The organism is Bradyrhizobium murdochi (assembly GCF_000472965.1).
In the GTDB taxonomy this organism is placed as follows: Bacteria; Pseudomonadota; Alphaproteobacteria; order Rhizobiales; family Xanthobacteraceae; genus Bradyrhizobium; species Bradyrhizobium murdochi.
On record NZ_AXAU01000015.1, the window covers coordinates 30,566 to 52,600 of the forward strand.

Annotated in this window: 22 protein-coding genes; 6 read left to right on the forward strand and 16 right to left on the reverse strand. The window is 63.3% G+C overall.

Translation table 11 applies throughout. The annotated features are described in order from the left end of the window. Positions 1 to 240 precede the first annotated feature (240 nt). The 5 genes from YUO_RS0125205 to YUO_RS0125225 all read right to left on the reverse strand — a co-directional run bounded on the left by YUO_RS0125205 (position 241) and on the right by YUO_RS0125225 (position 5,076). Positions 241 to 489, reverse strand: a complete 249-nt coding sequence (locus YUO_RS0125205) for a hypothetical protein (protein WP_198028087.1) — start codon at positions 487 to 489, stop codon at positions 241 to 243. Between the two features lie 38 nt (positions 490 to 527). After that, the gene (locus YUO_RS0125210) at positions 528 to 1,247 is read right to left on the reverse strand and encodes an RraA family protein (RefSeq protein WP_028349769.1); all 720 of its coding nucleotides are present in this window, start codon (positions 1,245 to 1,247) and stop codon (positions 528 to 530) included. Positions 1,248 to 1,376: 129 nt separating this feature from the next. After that, positions 1,377 to 2,258, reverse strand: coding sequence for a CDP-alcohol phosphatidyltransferase family protein (locus YUO_RS0125215; RefSeq protein ID WP_028349770.1), 882 nt, complete (start codon positions 2,256 to 2,258; stop codon positions 1,377 to 1,379). Between the two features lie 74 nt (positions 2,259 to 2,332). Next, positions 2,333 to 3,031 carry a phosphatidylserine decarboxylase gene (locus YUO_RS0125220; RefSeq protein ID WP_028349771.1) on the reverse strand — a complete coding sequence of 233 codons (699 nt, stop codon included), beginning with the start codon at positions 3,029 to 3,031 and terminating at the stop codon, positions 2,333 to 2,335. A gap of 56 nt (positions 3,032 to 3,087) precedes the next feature. After that, on the reverse strand, positions 3,088 to 5,076 hold the full coding sequence (locus YUO_RS0125225) for an ABCB family ABC transporter ATP-binding protein/permease (protein ID WP_051379643.1): 1,989 nt from the start codon (positions 5,074 to 5,076) through the stop codon (positions 3,088 to 3,090). Positions 5,077 to 5,288: 212 nt separating this feature from the next. On the opposite strand from YUO_RS0125225, the gene YUO_RS0125230 reads away from it, so the two are divergent. After that, on the forward strand, positions 5,289 to 5,894 hold the full coding sequence (locus YUO_RS0125230; RefSeq protein WP_028349773.1) for an LOG family protein: 606 nt from the start codon (positions 5,289 to 5,291) through the stop codon (positions 5,892 to 5,894). Positions 5,895 to 5,905: 11 nt separating this feature from the next. On the opposite strand, the gene YUO_RS0125235 is transcribed toward YUO_RS0125230, so the two are convergent. The 4 genes from YUO_RS0125235 to cysS form a co-directional block, all read right to left on the reverse strand. Beyond that, complete coding sequence (locus tag YUO_RS0125235; RefSeq protein WP_028349774.1) at positions 5,906 to 6,283, reverse strand: VOC family protein; 378 nt, start codon at positions 6,281 to 6,283, stop codon at positions 5,906 to 5,908. Between the two features lie 106 nt (positions 6,284 to 6,389). Then, on the reverse strand, positions 6,390 to 7,988 hold the full coding sequence (gene cimA, locus YUO_RS0125240) for a citramalate synthase (protein WP_028349775.1): 1,599 nt from the start codon (positions 7,986 to 7,988) through the stop codon (positions 6,390 to 6,392). Next, positions 7,985 to 8,497 carry a GNAT family N-acetyltransferase gene (locus YUO_RS0125245; RefSeq protein WP_028349776.1) on the reverse strand — a complete coding sequence of 171 codons (513 nt, stop codon included), beginning with the start codon at positions 8,495 to 8,497 and terminating at the stop codon, positions 7,985 to 7,987. Before YUO_RS0125245 ends, cimA begins: the two co-directional genes overlap by 4 nt. 117 nt (positions 8,498 to 8,614) lie before the next feature. Then, complete coding sequence (gene cysS, locus YUO_RS0125255) at positions 8,615 to 10,030, reverse strand: cysteine--tRNA ligase (protein WP_028349777.1); 1,416 nt, start codon at positions 10,028 to 10,030, stop codon at positions 8,615 to 8,617. 464 nt (positions 10,031 to 10,494) lie between these two features. Between cysS and YUO_RS0125260 the strand changes: the two genes are divergently transcribed. Next, positions 10,495 to 10,803: a hypothetical protein gene (locus YUO_RS0125260; protein ID WP_028349778.1), complete on the forward strand. Its 309-nt coding sequence runs from the start codon at positions 10,495 to 10,497 to the stop codon at positions 10,801 to 10,803. Positions 10,804 to 11,024: 221 nt separating this feature from the next. Then, positions 11,025 to 12,146, forward strand: coding sequence for a DUF2865 domain-containing protein (locus YUO_RS0125265; protein ID WP_083754704.1), 1,122 nt, complete (start codon positions 11,025 to 11,027; stop codon positions 12,144 to 12,146). Between the two features lie 12 nt (positions 12,147 to 12,158). Here YUO_RS0125265 and YUO_RS0125270 read toward each other — a convergent pair whose 3' ends face one another. The 3 genes from YUO_RS0125270 to YUO_RS0125280 form a co-directional block, all read right to left on the reverse strand. After that, positions 12,159 to 13,907, reverse strand: coding sequence for an NAD+ synthase (locus tag YUO_RS0125270; protein ID WP_028349780.1), 1,749 nt, complete (start codon positions 13,905 to 13,907; stop codon positions 12,159 to 12,161). A 171-nt stretch (positions 13,908 to 14,078) separates the two neighbouring features. Further along, positions 14,079 to 14,432, reverse strand: coding sequence for a diacylglycerol kinase (locus YUO_RS0125275; protein WP_028349781.1), 354 nt, complete (start codon positions 14,430 to 14,432; stop codon positions 14,079 to 14,081). 1 nt (position 14,433) lies between these two features. Continuing rightward, on the reverse strand, positions 14,434 to 15,822 hold the full coding sequence (locus YUO_RS0125280; RefSeq protein ID WP_028349782.1) for a class II 3-deoxy-7-phosphoheptulonate synthase: 1,389 nt from the start codon (positions 15,820 to 15,822) through the stop codon (positions 14,434 to 14,436). Between the two features lie 166 nt (positions 15,823 to 15,988). Here YUO_RS0125280 and YUO_RS0125285 point away from each other — a divergent pair, with 166 nt between their 5' ends. After that, the gene (locus tag YUO_RS0125285) at positions 15,989 to 16,897 is read left to right on the forward strand and encodes an alpha/beta hydrolase family protein (RefSeq protein ID WP_028349783.1); all 909 of its coding nucleotides are present in this window, start codon (positions 15,989 to 15,991) and stop codon (positions 16,895 to 16,897) included. Positions 16,898 to 16,904: 7 nt separating this feature from the next. Here YUO_RS0125285 and YUO_RS0125290 read toward each other — a convergent pair whose 3' ends face one another. Beyond that, complete coding sequence (locus tag YUO_RS0125290) at positions 16,905 to 17,168, reverse strand: hypothetical protein (protein ID WP_028349784.1); 264 nt, start codon at positions 17,166 to 17,168, stop codon at positions 16,905 to 16,907. 67 nt (positions 17,169 to 17,235) lie between these two features. Beyond that, positions 17,236 to 17,448, reverse strand: coding sequence for a hypothetical protein (locus YUO_RS0125295; RefSeq protein WP_028349785.1), 213 nt, complete (start codon positions 17,446 to 17,448; stop codon positions 17,236 to 17,238). Positions 17,449 to 17,642: 194 nt separating this feature from the next. On the opposite strand from YUO_RS0125295, the gene YUO_RS0125300 reads away from it, so the two are divergent. Both YUO_RS0125300 and YUO_RS0125305 read left to right on the forward strand, forming a co-directional pair. Further along, complete coding sequence (locus YUO_RS0125300) at positions 17,643 to 18,233, forward strand: cysteine hydrolase family protein (RefSeq protein ID WP_028349786.1); 591 nt, start codon at positions 17,643 to 17,645, stop codon at positions 18,231 to 18,233. An 80-nt stretch (positions 18,234 to 18,313) separates the two neighbouring features. Then, a complete protein-coding gene (locus YUO_RS0125305) occupies positions 18,314 to 19,390 on the forward strand; it encodes a flavodoxin family protein (RefSeq protein ID WP_028349787.1) in 1,077 nt (358 codons plus the stop codon). Positions 19,391 to 19,490: 100 nt separating this feature from the next. Here YUO_RS0125305 and YUO_RS0125310 read toward each other — a convergent pair whose 3' ends face one another. Continuing rightward, entirely contained in the window at positions 19,491 to 20,342 is an 852-nt protein-coding gene (locus tag YUO_RS0125310) for a 3-hydroxybutyryl-CoA dehydrogenase (RefSeq protein WP_028349788.1), read from the reverse strand. Between the two features lie 200 nt (positions 20,343 to 20,542). After that, entirely contained in the window at positions 20,543 to 21,928 is a 1,386-nt protein-coding gene (gene gor, locus YUO_RS0125315; RefSeq protein ID WP_028349789.1) for a glutathione-disulfide reductase, read from the reverse strand. Positions 21,929 to 22,035: the final 107 nt, after the last annotated feature.

A 22,035-nucleotide genomic window follows, 5' to 3' on the forward strand; every position in this document is an offset into this window, starting at 1 on the left:
TAAACTCGAACGGGGATCGTAAAAATGCGGGACGGCGGCCTGCGCAATCTCAAGGATTCGCTAACCATAGTGCGCCGGCAGGTTTCGCCCTCGTCATTGCGAGCCACCCGGTCGGCGCAAAGCGCCGCCGGATGACGGGCTCCGCGAAGCAATCCATAGCGCTACGAGCGGATGGATGGATTGCTTCGTCGCTTCGCTCCTCGCAATGACGGGGTTAGGTCAATCGTCCGCGGTTGGCTGCTACTGTGCCTGGGTGCCGATGCCGGTTGACTTGATGATAGGCCACCATTTTTCGATCTCGGCCTTCTGGAAGGCGGCCAATGCTTCCGGCGTCTGCTGCGCGCGCGGCGCGACGTCGAGGCCGAGTTCAGTAAAGCGCTTCTGGATCGCCGGGTCGGCCAGCGCCTCCCGCGAGGGATAGGTTTGTGCCTGCACGGCTGGGACACCGAGAAGGAACGCTAATGACAGTGCCGCCCAGAACCGTCTCATAGCGCTCCCCCTCGCCCGTTTGTTAGATCCGAGTTTCGTCAGTGAATCTCCGCCGAGCGCTTCAGCGCCTCTTTCAGTTTTTCCAGCGTAAAATCCGGGCTGCGCGCGATCTCCAGGATCGGCGTCTCGCGCCGGCCGCAGAGTTCGGCGGCCTCCGGAATCTTTGCGGCGATGTCGACGGGGATCACGATGGCGCCGTGCTGGTCGGCGTGGATGAGATCGTCCGAATGCACCGTCATGCCGGCGACGCGCACCTCACCGCCCCAATGTTCGGCATGGACCCAGGCATGCGACGGTCCGATCGAACCGGCCAAGGCCTGGAAGCCCGGCGCCCATTGCGGGATGTCGCGGATCGAGCCGTCGGTGATGACGCCGAGGCAGCCGAGCGCCTTGTGCACGTTGCTCTGCACCTCGCCCCAGAACGCACCATAGCCGACATCGGCGCCGTCGATATCCTGGATCACGGTGATGCGCGGGCCGAAGCCGGTGCCGACATATTCGTAATAGGCGATGCGGCGCTTCGCCTGCTCATCGGCCGGAAGCGTGGATTTGAGCACCGAGCGGATCGTCACTGTGCGGGCGTAGCCGACCATCGGCGGCAGGTCGGGGAACGGACAGACCAGCGGCTTGGTGGTGTAGCCGATCAGGCGGCGCTCTGGCGCCACGATCTCCATCGCATTGCAGATCGTCGGGGTGTCGTAGCGCGCCAGCGCCTCGAGGACGGAAGCAGGCAGCGGGGCGGTAACGGCTTTGTTCACGGCGTTCTCTCCTGATTTTTCGGCCCGGCTCTTTGAGGCCGTATGTCACTAGGCCCTATAGCCGAGATTGGGGGAGAACCCAACTCGGCTGCCGCTCATGGCAGCCATATCGGAGAGTGGCGAGGACGCTCAGTTCAGCCTCGCCGGCCGTTCGTCCTCGGTGTCGCTGGGGGGCGGCGAGAATGTCGCCGGAGATGACGGCGCGGTTTCAGCCGTCGGAGCCGGCTGTGTGGCAAGGGCGGCGTTGCGCTCGTGGTCGCGATAGGATTTCCAGCCCCAGGGCAGGCTTACGAGGTAGAGCACCGAACCGATCGACAAGATGTGCCAGGGGTAGCCGATCAGAAGCGCGACGAAGAACACCACGGAGACGAAGACCGGCAGCACCATTTCCGGCGGCACGCGCATCTTCACCGTCTTGCCGGAAAATACCGGCAGCCGCGACACCATCAGGAACGCGATCAGCACCGTATAGGCCGCGGTCAGCATTGCCGGCGGCTTGGGGACGCCGAGAAACGCCAGATAGAACGGCAGCATCGCAAGGATCGCGCCGGCAGGCGCCGGCACGCCGGTGAAATAGTTCGCTGCAAAGGCAGGCTTGTTCGGATCGTCGATACTGGCGTTGAAGCGCGCAAGCCGCAGCCCACCCGCGATCGCAAACACCATCGCCGCGATCCAGCCGCCGTTGTTCAACTCCTGGAGCTGCCAGAAATACAGCATCAGGCCGGGCGCGACGCCGAAATTGACGAAATCCGCCAGGCTGTCGAGCTCGGCGCCGAATTTCGACTGGCCCTTGATCATGCGCGCCACGCGCCCGTCGACCCCGTCAAGCACCGCCGCGAATACGATCGCTGCGACGGCAAGCTCCATCCGCCCTTCGATCGACAGGCGGATCGCCGTCAGCCCGGCGCAGATCGCGAGCAAGGTGATGACGTTGGGCACCAGCATCCGCACCGGGATCGGGCGAAACCGGCGGCGGCGCAATTCAGGGTATTTGGGGTCCGGGATCAGCATGCCAGCCATTATATAGCAAGCGCCGGACCAGTTTGCCATTGGCAGCCGCCTAGCCATTTAGGCGCCGAAGGTAGTTAATCAGCGCGAAAAGTCCGGCCCTGCTCGGTCGAACCGAAATCGGCCAAAATCGTTTCGCCGGCAATCGCCGTCTGGCCTTCCGAAACCAGCGATCTCGTGCCTTCGGGCAGATAGACGTCCAGACGTGAGCCGAAACGGATCAGGCCGAATCGCTCGCCGGCGCCGATGGACTGGCCTTCGCGCACGAATGAGACAATCCGCCGCGCTACCAATCCGGCGATCTGAACCACGCCGATCCGGCCGTTCGTGGTCGAGATCACCAGCGAGTTGCGCTCATTGTCTTCGCTGGCCTTGTCGAGCTCGGCATTGATGAAGGTGCCGGGCCGGTAGGCGATACGGTCAATCCGGCCGGTCACCGGGCTGCGGTTCACGTGGCAGTTGAACACGCTCATGAAGATCGAAATGCGCGGCAGGGGCCGATCGCCGAGGCCGAGTTCGGCCGGCGGCAGCACCTGAGCAACCATCGAGACGCGGCCATCGGCCGGCGACACCACGATGCCATCGCGCACCGGCGTCACGCGGACGGGATCACGGAAAAACAGCGCGCACCAGACGGTCAGGATGGTGCCGATCCAACCCAGCGGCGTCCAGAGCCAGAACAGGATCAGGCTGGCCAGCGCAAAGCCGCCGATGAACGGATAGCCCTCCGAGTGGATCGGTGGGATCTGCGCGCGGATGGAGTTCGCAATCGACATTGAGGCTCACTGTTGTCTGGCCAGCTTCCTGCCTTTGAAATACCGGCGTATTTGGATTATTCCGCGGCAGTTGCCAAGGGATCTTTGGATTTTGGCTGGTCAACGGCCGGTTCATTGAGCGGATCATCGACCGGCGGCGGGGCGCGGTTCGGCGCTTCGTTGCCGTCGTCGATCTGCGCGAGCTTCTCCCGCGCCGCCTCGGCTTCACGCTGCCTATTCCACATGCTGGCATAAAGCCCGCCGGCTGCCAAAAGCCTGACGTGGGTGCCGCGCTCGGCGATGCGCCCTTGATCCAGCACGATAATTTCATCGGCGCCAACGATCGTCGACAGCCGGTGCGCAATCACCAGCGAGGTGCGGCCGCGCGAGACGCGCTCCAGCGCTTCCTGGATTTCATGCTCGGTGTGGCTGTCGAGCGCGGAAGTCGCCTCATCGAGCACCAGGATCGGCGGCGCCTTCAAGACCGTGCGCGCGATCGCCACGCGCTGCTTCTCGCCGCCCGACAGTTTCAGGCCGCGTTCGCCGACCTGGGTTTCGTAGCCCTTGGGCGAGTTGCGAATGAAGCTGTCGATCTGCGCCAGTTGCGCCGCCTCTTCCACCTCGGCATCGCCGGCGTCCCAGCGGCCGTAGCGGATGTTGTAGCGGATGGTGTCGTTGAACAGCACGGTATCCTGCGGCACCATGCCGATGGAGGCGCGCAGGCTTGCCTGCGTGACGTTCCTGATATCCTGGCCATCGATCAGGATTTTGCCGCTGGAGACGTCGTAGAGACGGAACAGCAACCGCGAAATCGTCGACTTGCCGGCGCCGGAGGGGCCGACGATCGCGACCGTCTTGCCGGCGGGGACCTCGAAGCTGAGGCCTTTGAGGATCGGCCGCTCCGGATCATAGGCAAAGCGCACGTCCTCGAAGCGCACCCTTCCTGCGCTGACCACGAGCGGCGCGGCGCCGGGGATGTCCTTGATCTCCGGATTGCGCGACAGCACGTTGAACATCTTCTCGATGTCGATGATCGCCTGCTTGATCTCGCGATAGACCATGCCCATGAAGTTCAGGGGCTGGTAGAGCTGGATCATCATGGCGTTGACCATGACGAAATCGCCGACCGTGTTGGTGCCGTTGCGCACGCCGAGCGCACACATCAGCATGGTCGCGGTGAGGCCCATGGTGAAGATGACCGCCTGCCCGGTGTTGAGCACCGCGAGCGAGGTATAGGTCTTGACGCTGTTGTGCTCGTAGCGCTCCATCGAACGGTCGTAGCGTTCGGCCTCGCGCGTCTCGGCGCTAAAATACTTCACCGTCTCGTAGTTGAGCAGCGAGTCGATCGCCTTGGTATTCGCTTCGGTGTCGGAATCGTTCATCTTGCGACGAATTCCGATCCGCCATTCGGTCGCGATGTAGGTGTAATACATGTAGATCACGACCGTGATCGCGGTGACCAGCACATAGCGCCAGTCGAACTGCCACAGCAGCACCGCCATCAGGAGCGAGACCTCGACAATGGTCGGGATGAGCTGCAGGATCACCATCCGCACGATCACCTCGATGCCGGTGCGGCCGCGCTCCAGGACGCGCGTCAGGCCGCCGGTCTTGCGCTCCAGATGAAAGCGCAGCGACAATTCGTGCATGTGAACGAAGGTGATGTAGGCGAGTTTGCGCACCGCATGCATTGCGACGCGGGCGAAGATGCCGTCGCGAAACTGCGTCAGCACCGCCATCAGCACCCGCACCGCGCCGTAGCTTGCGGTCATCAGCAGTGGCGAGGCGATCAGCCACAGCATCCAGTTCGAGGCCTCGACCGGCGCCGTGCCCATGCCGTTGAGCGCATCGATCGCCCATTTGAAGGTGAACGGCACCGTCAGCGTCGCGAGCTTCGCGAGCAAGAGCAGCACCATCGACCAGACCACGCGCATTTTCAGGTCGGCGCGGTCGCCGGGCCAGATATAGGGCCACAGGTGAACCAGCGTCCCGATCAGGGTCGCCTTTTCGGCAGCGTTGTCGGCCGGCAGTTGGGCGATATCGGTGTGCGAATCAGAATCAGCCATCGCTGTCGCGCCCAACGCAAGATGGCGCACCGACCGCCGTCAGATGGTTTCTGATGATCTGCATAGGCCCGTCATATAAAGCGTTTAACTCTCCCGTACAGCCTTGAAAGATAAATCTTTCCCCCGTTTGGTTTGATTTCGGGCCTATTTCTGCTGCATCAGCGAAATCAATCAGACTTGAGGTTTCCTGGGTGCAGTGCCACATGGTCTTTATGGATCAAATCAAAACTGTCTGTGTCTATTGCGGCTCCGGCGCCGGCTCCAATCCCCGTTTTGTCGAAGCTGCCCAAGCCCTGGGAAAAACTTTTGCCGAGAACAGTATCCGCCTCGTCTATGGCGGCGGATCGGTCGGGCTGATGGGCGAGATCGCCAAGTCCACCCTGGATCATGGCGGCCTCGTCACCGGCATCATCCCGGATTTTTTGAAATCGCGTGAACTTGCGCTGTCGCGTGTCCAGGAGATGATCGTCACGCCCGACATGCACGAGCGCAAACGGCTGATGTTCGAACGCTCGGACGCCTTCGTGGCGCTGCCCGGTGGCATCGGCACGCTGGAGGAACTGGTCGAGCAGATGACCTGGCAGCAACTCGGCCGCCACTCCAAGCCGGTGCTGCTCGCCAACATCGACGGCTTCTGGGAACCGCTGCTCTCGCTGCTCGCGCATATGCGCGCGACCGAATTTATCCGCCCGGCGTTCCCAATTGACGTGCTGATAGCCGACCGCGTGGAAGACATCCTGCCGCGCCTGAGTGCCCACGCCGCCCGTACGCCGGCGGCGACAAAGGAGCTTGCGCCGGAAGTGGCGCGGAGGCTTTAGCCCTCCTCGGCTCACTCGCTCGGAAACGTTACCGCTTCGATGCGGTTGCCATCGGGGTCGATGACAAAGGCGGCGTAATATTTGACGCGATCATGCGGCCGAATTCCCGGCGCGCCGTCGGAACGGCCGCCGGACTTCAGCGCTTCTGCGTGAAACGCATCGACATCATCAGTTGTTTTCGCGCGAAGGCAGATATGCGTGCCGCTCTCGGGCGGCACGGGCGCCATGCCGGCGCGCAGGTTAATCCAGAATTCGGGATAGGTTTTGCCGAAGCCGATGGTGGCCGGACGGGCGACGAGGCGCGAGAGACCGAGGGCTGCGAGGGTTGCTTCATAGAAGCGTGCTGAACGTTCGAGGTCGCTGACGCCTACGGAGATGTGATCGATCATTTGCATCTACTCCCAGCCGTCATTCCGGGGCGATGCGAAGCATCGAACCCGGAATCTCGAGATTCCGGGTCTGGTCCTTCGGACCATCCCGGAATGACGACCCTCCTCACGCCGGCGCGCCCGATTTCACCAGCTTGTAGACCACCGAATCCATCAGCGCCTGGAACGAAGCGTCGATGATATTGGGCGAGACGCCGATCGTGGTCCAGCTCTCGCCGTTCTCGTCCTCGCTCTCGATCAGCACCCGCGTCACCGCTTCCGTGCCGCCATTGAGGATACGCACGCGGTAATCGATCAGCTTCAGGCCCTCGATGTATTTCTGGTACTTGCCGAGGTCCTTGCGCAAGGCAACGTCGAGCGCATTCACCGGGCCGTTGCCTTCGGCCGCCGAGATCAGCCGCTCGCCGGCGACATTGACCTTCACTACGGCGAGCGCCACCGTGACGCGCTGGCCGTTGGCGTTATAGCGCTGCTCGACATTGACATCGAACTGCTCGACCTTGAAATATTCCGGCACCCGGCCGAGCGTGCGCCGCGCCAAGAGATCGAACGAGGCGTTGGCGGATTCGTAGGCAAAGCCGGCCGCCTCCCTCTCCTTCAATTCCTCGACGAGCCGCGCGAGTTTTGGATCGTCCTTCTCGTAAGGAATACCGGCGCGGTCGAGTTCGGCCATCACGTTGGAGCGGCCGGCCTGATCCGAAACCAGCACCTTGCGATGGTTGCCGACCAACTCGGGCAACACGTGCTCGTAACTGTGCGGATCCTTCATCATCGCAGAAGCATGAATGCCGGCCTTGGTCACAAAAGCGCTTTCGCCGACATATGCCGCGTGGCGGTTCGGCGCACGGTTGAGCATGTCATCCAACGTGCGCGATACCCTCATCAGCGTCGCCATCTTCTCGTCCGTGACGCCGATCTCGAACGCATCGGAGAATTCATTCTTCAGCCGTAGCGTTGGGATCAGCGAACAGAGATTGGCATTGCCGCAGCGTTCGCCGAGCCCGTTCAGCGTGCCCTGGATCTGCCGCGCGCCGGCCCGCACCGCGGCCAGCGAATTGGCCACCGCCTGCTCGGTGTCGTTATGGGCGTGGATTCCGACATGACTGCCCGGGATGTGCTTGGTGACAGCGCCGACAATGGTCTCGATCTCGTGCGGCATGGTGCCGCCATTGGTGTCGCACAGCACCACCCAGCGCGCGCCGGAATCATAGGCCGCCTTTGCGCAGGCGAGCGCGAAATCGGCATTCTCCTTGTAGCCGTCGAAGAAGTGCTCGCAGTCGACCATCACCTCGCGCCCGGCGTCCTTCGCAGCAGCGACGCTGTCGCAGATCGAAGCGAGGTTTTCCTCGTTGGTGGTCTCAAGCGCCACCCGCACCTGATAGGCCGAGGACTTTGCGACGAAGCAGATCGCATCGGCCTTGGCTTCGATCAGCGCCGTCAGCCCCGGATCGTTCGAGGTCGAACGGCCCGGACGGCGCGTCATGCCGAACGCGGTGAATTTCGCGTATTCGAGCTTCGGCTTTTCGGCGAAGAATTCGGTGTCGGTCGGATTGGCGCCGGGATAACCGCCTTCAACGTAGTCGATGCCGAGTTCATCCAGCATCTGCGCGATGATCTGCTTGTCATGCAGCGTGAAATCCACGCCGTTGGTCTGCGCGCCGTCGCGCAGCGTAGTGTCGAAAAGATAGAGACGTTCGCGGCTCATGTCGGCGCTCCCGGCGCGGCGCTACCGGCCAGCGTCTTCTGCATCGTGGTGTTGGCGAGCCACTCGCCGTTGAGCGAGACGGTATTGCGCTGCTTGGCGGTATAGCCGCGCTTTCTGAACAACGGCTCGGCCGTATCGCTTGCATCGACCGTCAGGGTTTTCGCGCCGCGCGCGCCCGCCAGTTTTTCCAGCGCATCGACCAGCATCGAGGCCACGCCCTGCCCGGCCACGCTCGGATGCACGTAGAGCATATCGATTTGGTCAGCGCCCTTCAGCGAGGCGAAGCCGACCGGCGCGTTCTGGATGGTCGCGATCAGCGTCAACTGCCCGGCGAGCTTCTTGCCGAATGCGGCTTCGTCGTCGGCCACCTGCGCCCAGGCCTCCTGCTGCGCCTCGCTATAGTCGTCGCCGGTCAACCCCTCGATGGCGGCAACGAAGATCGCCGCCAGCATCGGAACATCCGCCGGCAAAAACGGCCGCAAGCCAGGTTTTGGCAATGCCTGTCCCATCGCGTCAAATTACTCCGAACAATCGCAGGGCCAGCACGACCGCAGCAACGATCAGCGCCCACTTGATGAAGATGTAATAGCGCCAGTGTTTTGGGAACGGCGTATCGGGCTTGTCCATCACGCGATCTCCCAAGTGGTTACAGGTTTTCCGTCCGTGTCCTTGCCGTCCTTGATGGCAACGCCCATCGCGGCGAGCTCATCGCGGATACGGTCGGATTCCTTGAAATCCTTACGCGCGCGCGCCGCCGCGCGATCCGCAATCAGGCGGTCGACGTGTTGGGGATCTATGCCGCTCGCCTGCTGCTTCCGCCCCTTCCATTCCGCAGCGCTCATCGAGAGGAAGCCGAGCAGGCGGAGCGAGGCCGCAAACTCGCCGCGTTCCCGCGCGCCGCCGGACGCCGCCGCGTTGCGCAGGCTGTGCAGGACAGCCATCGCCAGTGCCGTGTTGAGGTCGTCATGGAGCGCCTCGATCATGGCCGGCGACGGCTCGGTGGCGACGGCGTCGGCTGTGATCGCATACCAATCGTCGAGCGTCTTCGCGCTCTCTTCCGCACCCTTCAGGGTCCAGTCGAGCGGTGAACGATAATGCGTCTTGAGCATGCTCAAACGCAGCACCTCGCCTGGCCAATCGGCCAGCATCTCGCGGATCGTGAAGAAGTTGCCGAGCGACTTCGACATCTTCTCGCTCTCGATCTGCAGGAAGCCGTTATGCATCCAGACATTCGCCATGCGATCGGAATGGAAGGCGCAGCAGGTCTGCGCGAGCTCGTTCTCATGGTGCGGAAACACCAGATCGATGCCGCCGCCATGAATGTCGAACTTCTCGCCGAGATGCTTCCAGGCCATCGCCGAGCATTCGATGTGCCAGCCGGGGCGGCCTTCCACCTTAATGCCCGCGGGCGACGGCCAGGACGGCTCGCCCGGCTTCGACGGCTTCCACAGCACGAAATCGGTGTTGTCACGCTTGTAGGGGGCAACATCAACGCGGGCGCCGGCGATCATCTCGTCGAGCGAGCGTTTCGACAGCGCGCCGTAGCGCGGCATCACGGAATTGGCTTCGTTCATCGCCTGCGGCGAGAACAGCACGTGGTCCTCGGCGACATAGGCAAAGCCGCCGGCGACCAGTTTCTCGATGATCGCCCTCATCTCCGGGATGTGTTCGGTCGCGCGCGGCTGCACCGTCGGGGCCAAGCAGCCAAGCGCGGTGACGTCGTCCTGGTATTGCTGATAGGTCTCTTCGGTGACCTTGCGGATCGCCTCGTTCAGCGGCACGCCGGGATAGTCGCGCGCGGCGCGCACGTTGATCTTGTCGTCGACGTCGGTGACGTTGCGGACATAGGTCACGTGATCGGCGCCGTAGTGATGGCGCAGCACGCGAAACAGCACGTCGAACACGATCGCCGCGCGGCCATTACCGATATGGGCGAAGTCATAGACCGTCGGTCCGCAGGCATACATGCGGACGTTATCGGCATCGAGCGGCACAAACGGCCGCTTCTCCTTGGTCAACGTATCGTAGAGACGCAATTCCATGGAAAACCCATCCCAGTGCCGAGGGCGATTTGAAGTTCCTGCAGTGGTAGCAGCGAGATCGACCAGGAACTTCAAATCGCAGGCGGCACTAAACTTTTAGTTTCTTGCAGCGCACCTGCTCTCGCATTCGCAACCCCATTCGCCGCAAGAACATGCGAATGCGAGAGCCGATGCGCTGCCGGCCGGGCGTCCAGTGATCTCATTTTGAGAAAAGACGGCCTCAGCCAGCGAATCGCTAGCTAATAATCTCGCGGCAAATGGCGCAGATGGCGAGGAGACCGTTCATGGTTCCCACCATTGCGGTATCGCAGGCACGCCGTCAAGGCCTTGCTTGTGCCCGATTTGGGGGCGATCAGGCCGCCGAACCCCGCCATTCGCAGCCGCCCTGGGCCCTCATGGTTAATCATTATTAACGTTTTGGGCCTATTTCTGAGGGCGGTCCCTTCCCGCCGCCGGTGCCATCCATGCGACTTTCCTCCGCACTCATTGCCTGTGCCTCCCTGCTCGCCGCCTCGGCCGCTGCCGCCGACAGCCGCGTCTTCATCGTGGCCAACCAGGCCGACGGTTACGGCGTGGACGAGTGCCTCGCCAGAGGCGACAAATGTGGCGCCCATGCCGCCCGCTCCTATTGTCAGTCACGGGAATTTGCGCAGGCGACCGCCTATCGTCGCGTCGTACCCGACGAAATCACCAACGCGGTTCCGATCGGCGGTGGCGACCGCTGCTCAGGCCCGGCGTGCGGCGAATACGTCGCCATTACCTGCCAGCGCTAAAGAGACCTAATCCCGTAATTTCAAGGGCCGGTTTGCCACACCCGCGCCCCGGAAACGACGTGACGCTGCCCCGAGAAGCAGCTATTGGATGCGGCCTTGGCCGCAGAACGCCGCCTTGGCCGCGTCATCAGGCTTTTTGAGCCGCGCGGATCAGCTCTCAATGGCCGGATATGCTGGAAATTCGCAACGCTTCCCTCTCCCTTCGAATTTTGACCTGCGCCATGCTGCTCGGCATCGCCGTACCGGGCGCACCCGCTCTGGCGCAGAGCAACGAAGACGCCATGGCGCAGATGAACCAGGACGCCCCGCCCCAGCAGGGCGCGCAGGCCAATCCGATCTGCATCCGGCTCGAAGGACAATTGGCGACGATCGACCGCGGCGCCGGCACCGGCGACCCCGCCAAGGATGAGCAGATCCGCCGCTATCAGGACGCCGAGGCCAAGCAGCAGGCCGAGCTCGATCGGGTGACGCTGCAGGCCAAGCGGATGGGCTGCGAAAGCTCAGGCTTCTTCTCGCTGTTCAGCGGCCGTTCCGCCCAGTGCGGTCCGGTGAACAACCAGATTCAGCAGATGCGCGCCAATCTCGATCAGATCACCACCAGCCTGGAGCGGCTGCGCAGCGGCGGCATCGGCGGCGCTGACCGCGAAAACCAGCGCCGCTCGGTGCTGGTGGCGCTCGCGCAGAACAATTGCGGCCCGCAATATGCCGCTGCCGCGCGCGGCCCTGGCAACTTCATCGACAGCCTGTTCGGCAACAACAACAACACGCTGCCGCCGCCGAGCGCCGATCTCGGCGCGCCATCCGGCACCTACCGCACCGTCTGCGTCCGTACCTGCGACGGCGCCTATTTCCCGGTCTCGTTCGCGACCGTGCAGGCTCGCTTCCAGGACGATGAGCGGACCTGCAAGGCGCTATGCCCGGCGGCCGAGGCGAACCTGTTCGCCTATCGCAATCCCGGCGAAGACATCAACCAGGCGGTCTCGATCAACGGCCAGCCATATTCATCGCTGCCCAACGCGTTCAAATTCCGCACCGAGTTCAACGCATCCTGCTCCTGCAAGCCTGCGGGCCAGACCTGGTCCGAAGCACTGAAGTCCGTCGACGACAGGGCGGCGGTCGAACAGCAGGGCGACATCATCGTCACCGAGGAAAGTGCGAGGCGGATGCAGCAGCGCGGGCAGTCGAAAGGCGCGCCGCCGCCCAAGAAGGGCGCTGCGCCCGCAGGCACCACCGCCGCCGCGCCTGCACCGGTGACGGCTCCGGCTGATACGACCGCGCCGACCAACGACAAGGACAAGCCGATCCGCACCGTCGGCCCGACCTTCATCCCGCCGAAGCAGTAGGCGCCAAACGACCTACCCTTCGAACGCATCCGCCGAGGCGCGGCCGGCGCGGGCGACCAGCTTTTCGTCGGGCGCGGGCAGCGCCTTGCCATTGTCGCGGAAGCGGTTGGTGATGGGATAACGGCGGTCGCGGCCAAAGTTCTTTTCCGTCACTTTGACACCGGGCGCAGCCTGCCGCCGCTTGTATTCGGCGATGTTGAGCAGGCGATCGATCCGCGTCACCATTTCAGCCGGGAAACCGGCCGCGATGATCGTGGCCAGCGGCTCCTCGCGCTCGACAAGACGCTCCAGTATGCCGTCCAGCATCTCGTAGGGCGGCAGCGAATCCTGGTCTGTCTGGTTCTCGCGCAGCTCTGCCGTCGGCGGCCGGGTAATGATGTTGACCGGGATCACCTCGCCCGACGGCCCGAGCGCGCCGTCCGGCTTCCATTCGTTGCGCAGGCTCGATAGCCGGAACACTTCGGTCTTGTAGATGTCCTTGATCGGATTGAAGCCGCCGTTCATGTCGCCATAGAGCGTAGCGTAACCGACCGACATTTCCGACTTGTTGCCTGTCGTCACGACCATCGCGCCGGTCTTGTTGGAAATGGCCATCAAGAGCGTGCCACGGGTGCGCGCCTGCAAATTCTCTTCGGTGATATCGCGCGGCAGGCCGGCAAATGGTCCGGAGAGGATTTTCTCGAAGCCGTTCACCGCGTCGGCAATCGGCAGCACCTCGTAGCGGATGCCAAGTGCTTTGGTGAGTTTCGCGGCATCGTCGAGCGACACCTGCGCGGTGAAGCGGAACGGCAGCATCACGCCGCGGACCTGATCGGCGCCGAGCGCATCGACGGCGATGGCCGCGCACAGCGCGGAATCGATGCCGCCGGAGATCCCGAGCAAGACGCCCGGAAAGCCGTTCTTGCGGACATAGTCGCGCAGGCCCAGCACGCAGGCGGCATAGTCGCCCTTGTCGCCTTCGAGCAGCGGTACTACGGGGCCCGAGCAGCGCCAGCCGTCGGCGCCCTTGGTCCAGCGCAGCGTGGTGATGATTTCTTCGAACGCGGGCAGTTGCGCGGCCACCGACAGATCGGCGTTGAGCGCGAATGACGCGCCGTCGAACACCAGTTCGTCCTGCCCGCCGATCTGATTGAGATAGACCAGTGGCAGCCCGCTCTCGGTGATGCGTGCAACTGCGATCGACAGCCGGAGGTCGTTCTTGTCGCGCGCGTAGGGCGAACCGTTAGGCACCACGAGAATTTCCGCGCCGGTCTCGGCGAGGCACTCGACGACGTTCTCGTATTCCTCGGACTCTTCGAGCCAGATGTCCTCGCAGATGGGGACGCCGACGCGGATGCCGCGGACCGTCACCGGCCCGGCGGCCGGACCGCGCGCGAACAGGCGCTTTTCGTCGAACACGCCGTAGTTCGGCAGATTCGCCTTGAAGCGCAACGCGGCGATGCGGCCCTGATCGAGCAGCGCGCAGGCGTTATAGAGCTTGCCGTCCTCGACCCACGGCGTGCCGATTAGAACAGCCGGTCCCCCGCCCGCGGTCTCGCGCGCCAGCTCTTCGACCGCGGCGCGGCAGGCGGCCTGAAAGGCCGGCTTCAGTACCAGGTCTTCCGGCGGATAGCCGCAGATGAACAATTCGGGCAGCAGCAGGAGGTCGGCGCCATCGGCCGAGGCCTTGTCGCGCGCCGCGCGGGCCTTGGTGGTATTGCCTGGCACGTCGCCGACCGTCGGGTTCAACTGCGCCAGCGTGATCGTAAAGGTGTCGGTCATGGGAGCGATGGTGCCTTGCACAAGAGCAAACTGCAATTGCTCGCTTTGATAGCGTTTTCGAGCGAAAGCCTGCCCCGGACTTGATCCGGGGTGGATACCGGTTCGCGTGAAGAAAACGCGTCAAAACAAAAACTTAGATATGCGGTTCTGATGCAAATCAGAACCGCATATCTAAATGGCGCCTATGCGTTCGGCGAGGGCGAACAGCCAGAAAGCACCGGCCATTAGTAGCGCCACGCCGACCGCGGCCGAACCCATGTCCTTGACCCGGCCGATCTGCGGATCGTGATCGGTGGTCAGGCGGTCGGCGAGCTTTTCGATCGCGGTGTTGAGCAGCTCGACCACCAGGACAAACGCCACGGCCGCGACCAGTTCCACGCGGCGCATCATGGTCGCGCCGATCAGCCAGGCCAGCGGTACCGACAGCGCCAATGCGAACAGTTCCTCGCGGACGGCCTGCTCCGAGCGGATCGCAAAAGCGAGGCCGTTACGCGTGTTGATGGTGGCCCGCCAGAGTCGCAGCAAATCAAAGTCCCGCTGCGGCCGGCATCGGCTGAGCTTTCCCGGCGCGTTCCTGCTTCAGCAGTTCGGCAATCAGAAAAGCCATATCGATCGACTGTTCGGCATTGAGGCGGGGATCGCAGACCGTGTGGTAGCGGTCGTTGAGGTCCTCGTCGGTGATGGCGCGCGCGCCGCCGATACATTCGGTGACGTCCTGGCCGGTCATCTCCAGATGCACGCCGCCGGCATGGGTGCCTTCCGCCGCGTGGATCGCGAAGAACGACTTCACTTCCGACAGCACCCGGTCGAACGGACGGGTCTTGTAGCCTGATGTCGAGGTGATGGTATTGCCGTGCATGGGATCGCAAGACCAGACCACAACCCGCCCTTCCCGCTGCACGGCGCGGATCAGCGGCGCGAGATGATCGCCTACCTTGTCGGAGCCGAAGCGGTTGATCAGCGTCAGCCGCCCCGGCTCGTTGTCGGGATTGAGGATATCGATCAGCTTGAGCAACTCATCCGGCTTCAGCGAGGGGCCGCATTTCAGGCCGATCGGATTCTTGATGCCGCGGAAATATTCGACATGGCCGTGATCGAGCTGGCGGGTGCGGTCGCCGATCCAGATCATGTGGCCTGAAGTGGCGTACCAGTCGCCGGTGGTGGAATCCACCCGGGTCAGCGCCTGCTCGTAGCCGAGCAGCAGCGCCTCGTGGCTGGTGTAGAAATCGGTGGCGCGCAGTTCGGGATGGCTTTCGAGATCCAGCCCACAGGCGCGCATGAAGTTCAGCGCGTCCGAAATACGATCCGCCAGCTCCTTGTACCGGCGTGACTGCGGGGAATCCTTGAGGAAGCCCAGCATCCACTGGTGCACGCTGCCGAGATTGGCAAAGCCGCCGGTCGCGAATGCGCGTAGCAGGTTCAGCGTCGCCGCCGACTGCCGGTACGCCATCATCTGGCGTTGCGGATCGGGGATGCGCGCTTCCGGGGTGAAGGCGATGTCGTTGATGATGTCGCCGCGGTAGCTCGGCAGCTCGACGCCGCCAACCTTCTCCGTGTTCGACGAGCGCGGTTTTGCGAACTGCCCGGCGATGCGGCCGACCTTCACCACCGGCAGCGCGCCGGCATAGGTCAGGACCACGGCCATTTGCAGCAGCACGCGGAAGAAGTCGCGGATGTTGTTGGCGCCGTGCTCAGCAAAGCTCTCGGCGCAATCGCCGCCCTGCAGCAGGAAGGCCTCGCCAGCCGCGACGCGGGCGAGCGCCTTCTTCAGGTTACGGGCCTCGCCGGCGAACACCAGCGGCGGAAACGTAGCAAGCTGTGCCTCGACGTCGGCCAATGCCTTGGCATCGGGATAATCGGGGACCTGCAGCACAGGCTTGGTGCGCCAGCTATCGGGCGTCCACCGCTCGGACATGACGTTAACTCCTGAGCAAAAACCGCAACTTAGGTTACGAAGGCCGGGTTATACACAGGCCGCGGGCCGACCGCCAGTTAGATTTCCAGTAGTCCTGACAAGCTCTTGCGGCGAAATCCGAATTCGCATTTGTTATGGCCGCTCGCAAAGCTGGCAGGAGAACACGGTGGCCGAGCCGGGGCTGGACGACGTATTTAGCGACGACATCACGGTGCCCGCGACGGATGGATATCCCCTTGCCGCGACGCTGTTTCTGCCCCGCGGGGCCAAGCGCCACGCGGTCCTGGTCAATTCGGCAACCGCCGTTCCCCGCAAGCTTTACCGCGGTTTTGCCAGCTATCTCGCCCACCGCGGATGCGCGGTTCTGACCTACGACTATCGCGGCACCGGCGACTCCAGGCCGCAGGCGCTGCCCGGCTCCATCAGGCCGAAATCGCTGGTCGGCTTCAAGGCCTCGATGTCGGACTGGGCAGCCCAGGACATCACCGCAGCGGTCGCCTGGATGCGGGAGCGTTACAAGGCGCTGCCCTTCGCCTATGTCGGGCATTCGTTCGGCGGGCAGGCGCTCGGCCTATTGCCGAACAATTCGGAGATTTCGCGCGCACTCCTGATCGCCGCACAAGCCGGCTACTGGAAGCTGATGACGGCGCCGGAGCGATACCGCGTCTACGCCCTGCTGAATTTCGTCGGCGCTCCCTTGACCCGCGCGCTCGGCTACATGCCCGGCAAGGCCGGCCTCGGCATGGATCTGCCGAAGGATGCATTCCTGCAATGGGTCCGCTGGGTGATGAGCCCGCGCTACCTGTTCGACGATGCCAAGCTCGAAGCCGTGCAGAATTTCCCGAAATATCAGGGCGCGTTGCGTGCGCTCTGCATGTCCGACGATCCCTGGGCAACGCGGCCGGCGGTCGAATTGTTGTGTTCGGGATTTACCTCGACCGCGCCTGAGATCATCACGGTGAGGCCTGCGGATACCGGCGTGAGCAAGATCGGGCATATGGGATTTTTCCGGCCCGAGCATCGCGACACGCTGTGGCGCGGGGCCGCGGAATGGATCCAGGCGGGCCGCGCATAATTCACCATCAGCCCTCGCACCGAGGACATTGGCCGTCCGCGGCCTCACCAAGCTGACGCGAGAGCTCGCTCCTGACAGCTTCCACCGGCCAATGGGTGCCATCGCTCCTGACCATTCTTCTTGCGCGCTCGAACGCATGACTCTCGGCGGCGTCATCGCCGACGCGAACAATCACATCCCAATGGAAAGGGCATGCTGCCGTGGCGCGCGTGGTCTCCAACGCGTAGCGCACCGTTGCTGTCAGATCGTCGGCATCGACCTTCACAGGCATGAATAATCCCCTCTACGCAGGGACGGCCATCGGCGCTGAGACCGCGCATACGCGTAGCGGCCGGCGCTCACCTCACCACGGCGGCCGCGTCACCTTCGTCGCGGGGCAAGACGTATTCGACCGCCAGCAGCCCGCCTTCAACGATGAGAAACGCAACCGCGCCGCCTAGCCAGCCGAAGTACGCAATTGCGAAGGCCAACAGGAGCAAGGCACATACGACATCCGCCAGTATCTTGCCGCTCCGCTCGATCGTATCCTGTCCTCTGGAAAAGTAAGCCATGGCCTTCTCCCACCACGCGCCATCAACCACGAATGCAACGTGGCACAAAGGCGGGAGTTCCGTTCACCCTCGGCTATCGCCGAACCTCGGTCGCGACTTTACACATGCTCGGCAAGGCCGGACGTTCCCCGCCGGCTGTTGAAACCAGCTCCCATTTTCCGAATTAGCCTTCTCAATGAGGCGAGAGGCCAGCCATGGAAGGAATTCGCGACGCCGCACATCTGTGCATCGATATGCAGAACATCTTTGCCAAAGGCGGCGTGTGGGAAACGCCATGGATGGAAAAAGTATTGCCGGTGATCTCGCAGATCGCCGCACGATATCAGGAGCGGACGGTATTTACGCGCTTCATCACACCCGAGCGGCCGGAAGACCGTCGCGGCCAGTGGCGCGTCTACTTCACCAAATGGGAGCGCGCGACGCGCGGCCATCTCGCACCCGGCGCGCTCGATATCGTACCGGCCCTAGCACGATATTCGCCGCCGGCTCTGGTCGTCGACAAGCCCGCCTATTCGGCGTTCTTCGGATCGCGGCTCGGTCATCTCCTCGTCGAGCGGCATGTCGGCACGGTGGTGGTGTCAGGCGCGGAGACCGATGTCTGCGTGCTTGCCACGGTGCTCGGCGCGGTCGATCTCGGCTTCCGCGTCATCATCGTGCAGGATGCGCTCTGCAGTTCCTCGGACACCGGCCATGATGCGCTGATGACCATGTACCGGACACGGTTCAACGAGCAGATCGAGCTGGTCAGCGCCGCGGAACTGTTCGAGATGTGGCGTCCGGACTAGATGCTCCGGTCACGCCCCGGAACCGCCGCTCCGGCTGCAACGTTGAGACGGCAGCCATCGTCGTGCGAAAGGATCGATCCATGGCGGCGCCGGACGTTCGCAAGGAAATGCCGCCCGTCAAATTGCCACGCGAGGAATTCGAGAGGCGCTATCGCGGCCGCTTCGTCGATCCGGTCTTCCAGCCGCTGCAGCGCGAGCTCGACGCCATCGTCGCGGCGGCATGGGACGCCTATAGCCATTCCCGCAAAGCCCCGCTGACGCGCAAGGCGGGCGCCGGCTTCGCCGATCCCGAGTACGAAATCGCGGTGGACTGGCTGGCCGCACGCGAGGCAATTCTCGAAGCGCAGCGGCGCCACGACGATGCTGCTGCGCAGCCGCGCATCCTCGTCATCAACGGCTCGGCGCGAAGCGAGCATACCTGCCCCGGCGAGACATCCAAGACGTGGCGGCTGGTCAAGCTCGCCGAGCCGGTGCTGGTCGAAATGGGATGTGCGGTCGACATCCTGGATCTGTCGCGGCTAACGTCGGAATATGGCCGGCAGATTCATCCCTGCAAATCCTGCGTCGCCACCGCGATGCCGCTCTGCCACTGGCCCTGCAGTTGCTATCCGAACTATTCGCTCGGCCAGACCGACGACTGGATGAACGAAATCTATCCGCTCTGGGTGGCAGCGCACGGCATCCTGATCGTGGCGCCGGTGAACTGGTATCACGCGCCGACACCGCTGAAGGCGATGATGGATCGCCTGGTCTGCGCCGATGGCGGCAATCCCGATCCGACCTCGACACACGGCAAACACGCCGACCAGGCCAAGGCGCTCGAACTGAAGGGATGGCCCTATCCGCGGCATCTGGCCGGCCGATATTTCGGGCTTGTGATTCACGGTGACAGCGGAGGCGCGGAAACGCTGCGCCGCTCGCTGTCGGACTGGCTGACCGACATGGCGCTGATCTCGGCTGGCCGCACTGCCGAAGCCGAGGGCTATATCGGCTACATGGAGCCCTACGCCACCTCGCATCAAGCGCTGGATGAGGACCGCGAATTCCACAATGAGGTACGCAACGCAGCACGCGCGCTGGGGAATGCAGTGAAGTTGGCGCGGGCGGGGAAGCTGGAGAATCCGGCCAAGGGTCTTGTCGAGCCCGATCCGAAATGACTTCGTCGAGTACGTAGGATGGGTGGAGCGAAGCGATACCCATCACCCCTCCGCGCAAAGAATGATGGGTTTCGCTTACGCTCTACCCATCCTACACCTCTCACTTCCCGTAACTATAAAACCCCTGCCCGGTCTTGCGGCCGAGATGACCGGCGGCGACCATTTCCTTCAAGAGCGGCGCCGGGCGGTATTTCGGGTCGTTGAAGCCCTGGTAGAACACCTCCATCACCGACAGCATGGTGTCGAGGCCGATCATGTCGGCGAGCGCCAGCGGGCCGATCGGATGGTTGCAGCCGAGCTTCATGCCGGCATCGAGGTCTTCCGCCGTCGCCAGTCCCTCCTGCAACGCGAAGATCGCCTCGTTGATCATCGGGCAGAGGATGCGGTTGACCGCAAAACCCGGGCTGTTCTTCGCGGTGATCGACACCTTGCCGATCCGCTTTGCAAAGGCTTCCGCCTTGGCATGGGTATCGTCGGAGGTTTGCAAGCCCCGGATCAATTCCAGCAGCGCCATCAACGGCACCGGATTGAAGAAGTGCATGCCGATGAAACGGTCCGGCCGGTCGGTCGCCGCCGCGAGTTTCGTGATCGAGATCGAGGACGTGTTGGTCGCGAGCAGCGCCTGCGGCCGCAGTTTTGGGCAAAGGTCCTTCAGTATCTTGACCTTCAGCTCTTCATTCTCGGTCGCCGCCTCGATCACGAGATCGCAGGTGGAAAACTTCGCCGTGTCCGTGGTCGTCGTAATCCGCGCCAGCGCCGCCTGGCGGTCGGCGTCGGTCATCTTCTGCTTGTTGACGAGGCGCTCCAGGCTGTTGGCGACCACAGACATGCCGCGGGTGAGCGCTGCATCGGAAATATCGGTCATGACCACCGGAAGGCCCGCCGCCGCGCACACCTGCGCGATCCCGTTGCCCATCGTGCCTGCGCCTACGATACCGATCTGCTCAATCATTGTTCGCCTACCTCTGTTCTTGAATACTGAATGACGCCGTTATCAGAATGCGGCGGATGTCGGTAGTCCGAGCCCGTAGGACGGGTGGAGCGACTTGTCCGCCGTAGCTCAACGAGCGTAGGCGGAAGCGATACCCCATCCTTCGCGTTGCGCAGCAGATGATGGGTTTCGCAAGGGCTCAACCCATCCCACGATTCTGCCTACTCCGCCGCCTGCCTCACATACCGTGCCGTCGGCGTCCGCATGGTCACCAGTTCCTCGGCCGCTGTAGGATGCAGCGCGATTGTCGCGTCGAAATCGGCTTTGGTCGCTTTCATCTTTACGGCGATCGCGACCGCCTGGACGATCTCGGCGGCGGTGTCGCCGACGATGTGACAGCCCAGCACGCGGTCCGTCGTGCCGTCGACCACGAGCTTCATCAGCATGCGGGTGTCGCGGCCGGACATCGTCGCTTTGATCGGGCGGAAATCGGCCTTGTAGATGTCGACATGGCTTACTTGCGCGCGCGCCTGCGCTTCGGTCAGGCCGACGGTGCCGATCTCGGGCTGCGAGAACACCGCCGTCGGAATGGTGGCGTGGTCGACCGCTACCGGCCGCTTGCCGAACACGGTGTCGGCGAAGGCATGGCCCTCTCGGATCGCGACCGGCGTCAGATTGAGGCGATGGGTGACGTCGCCGATCGCATAAATGTTGTCGACCGACGTCTTCGACCACTCGTCGACGGCGATGCCGCCATTGGCGGGATTGATGACGACGCCGGCCTTCTCGAGCCCGAGATTGGCGACGTTCGGGTGGCGGCCGATCGCGAACATCACCTTCTCCGAGGCGATGCTCGAACCGCTGGATAGATGCGCGGTGTACTCGTTGCCGTGCTTGTCCACTTTATCGATGGTGCAGCCGGTGATGATCGTAATCCCCTGCTTCTCCATCTCGGCGCGCACGTGCTTGCGGACGTCCTCATCGAAACCGCGCAGAATGTTGTCGCCGCGATAGATCACGGTCACGTCGGAGCCGAAGCCGGCAAAGATGCCGGCGAATTCCAGCGCGATATAGCCGCCGCCCTGGATCACGATGCGCTTCGGCAGTTCGGTGAGGTGAAACGCCTCGTTGGAGGAAATCACGTGCTCGATGCCGGGGATCTCCCGCCCATGGTTGGGCGCGCCGCCGGTCGCGATCAGGATGTATTTTGCGGTGACCGTTTCGCCGGTCAACAGGCGCAGCGTGTGGGCGTCTTCCAATACCGCGCGCGTCTTGACAATGCGCGCGCCTGATTTCTCGACATTGGCGGCATAGATGCCTTCGAGGCGGGCGATCTCCTTGTCCTTGTTGGCGACCAGCGTCGGCCAATCAAAGGAGGGTTCGGCAATGGTCCAGCCGAAGCCTTTTGCGTCCTCGATCTCGTGGCGGACGTGCGAGCCGAGCACGAACAGCTTTTTGGGCACGCAGCCGCGGATCACGCAGGTGCCGCCCATCCGGTATTCTTCGGCAACCATGACCTTTGCGCCATGGCCGGCAGCGATGCGGGCGGCGCGAACGCCGCCCGAACCACCACCGATGACGAACAGATCGACGTCGAACTTAGCCATCTCAACCCCGCCCGAAGTCGCCCGTTTGCTCTCTTATATCTGACGCGTTTTCTTCATGCGAACCGGAAGTCCACCCTCGGATCAAGTCCGAGGACATGCTTCGCTTG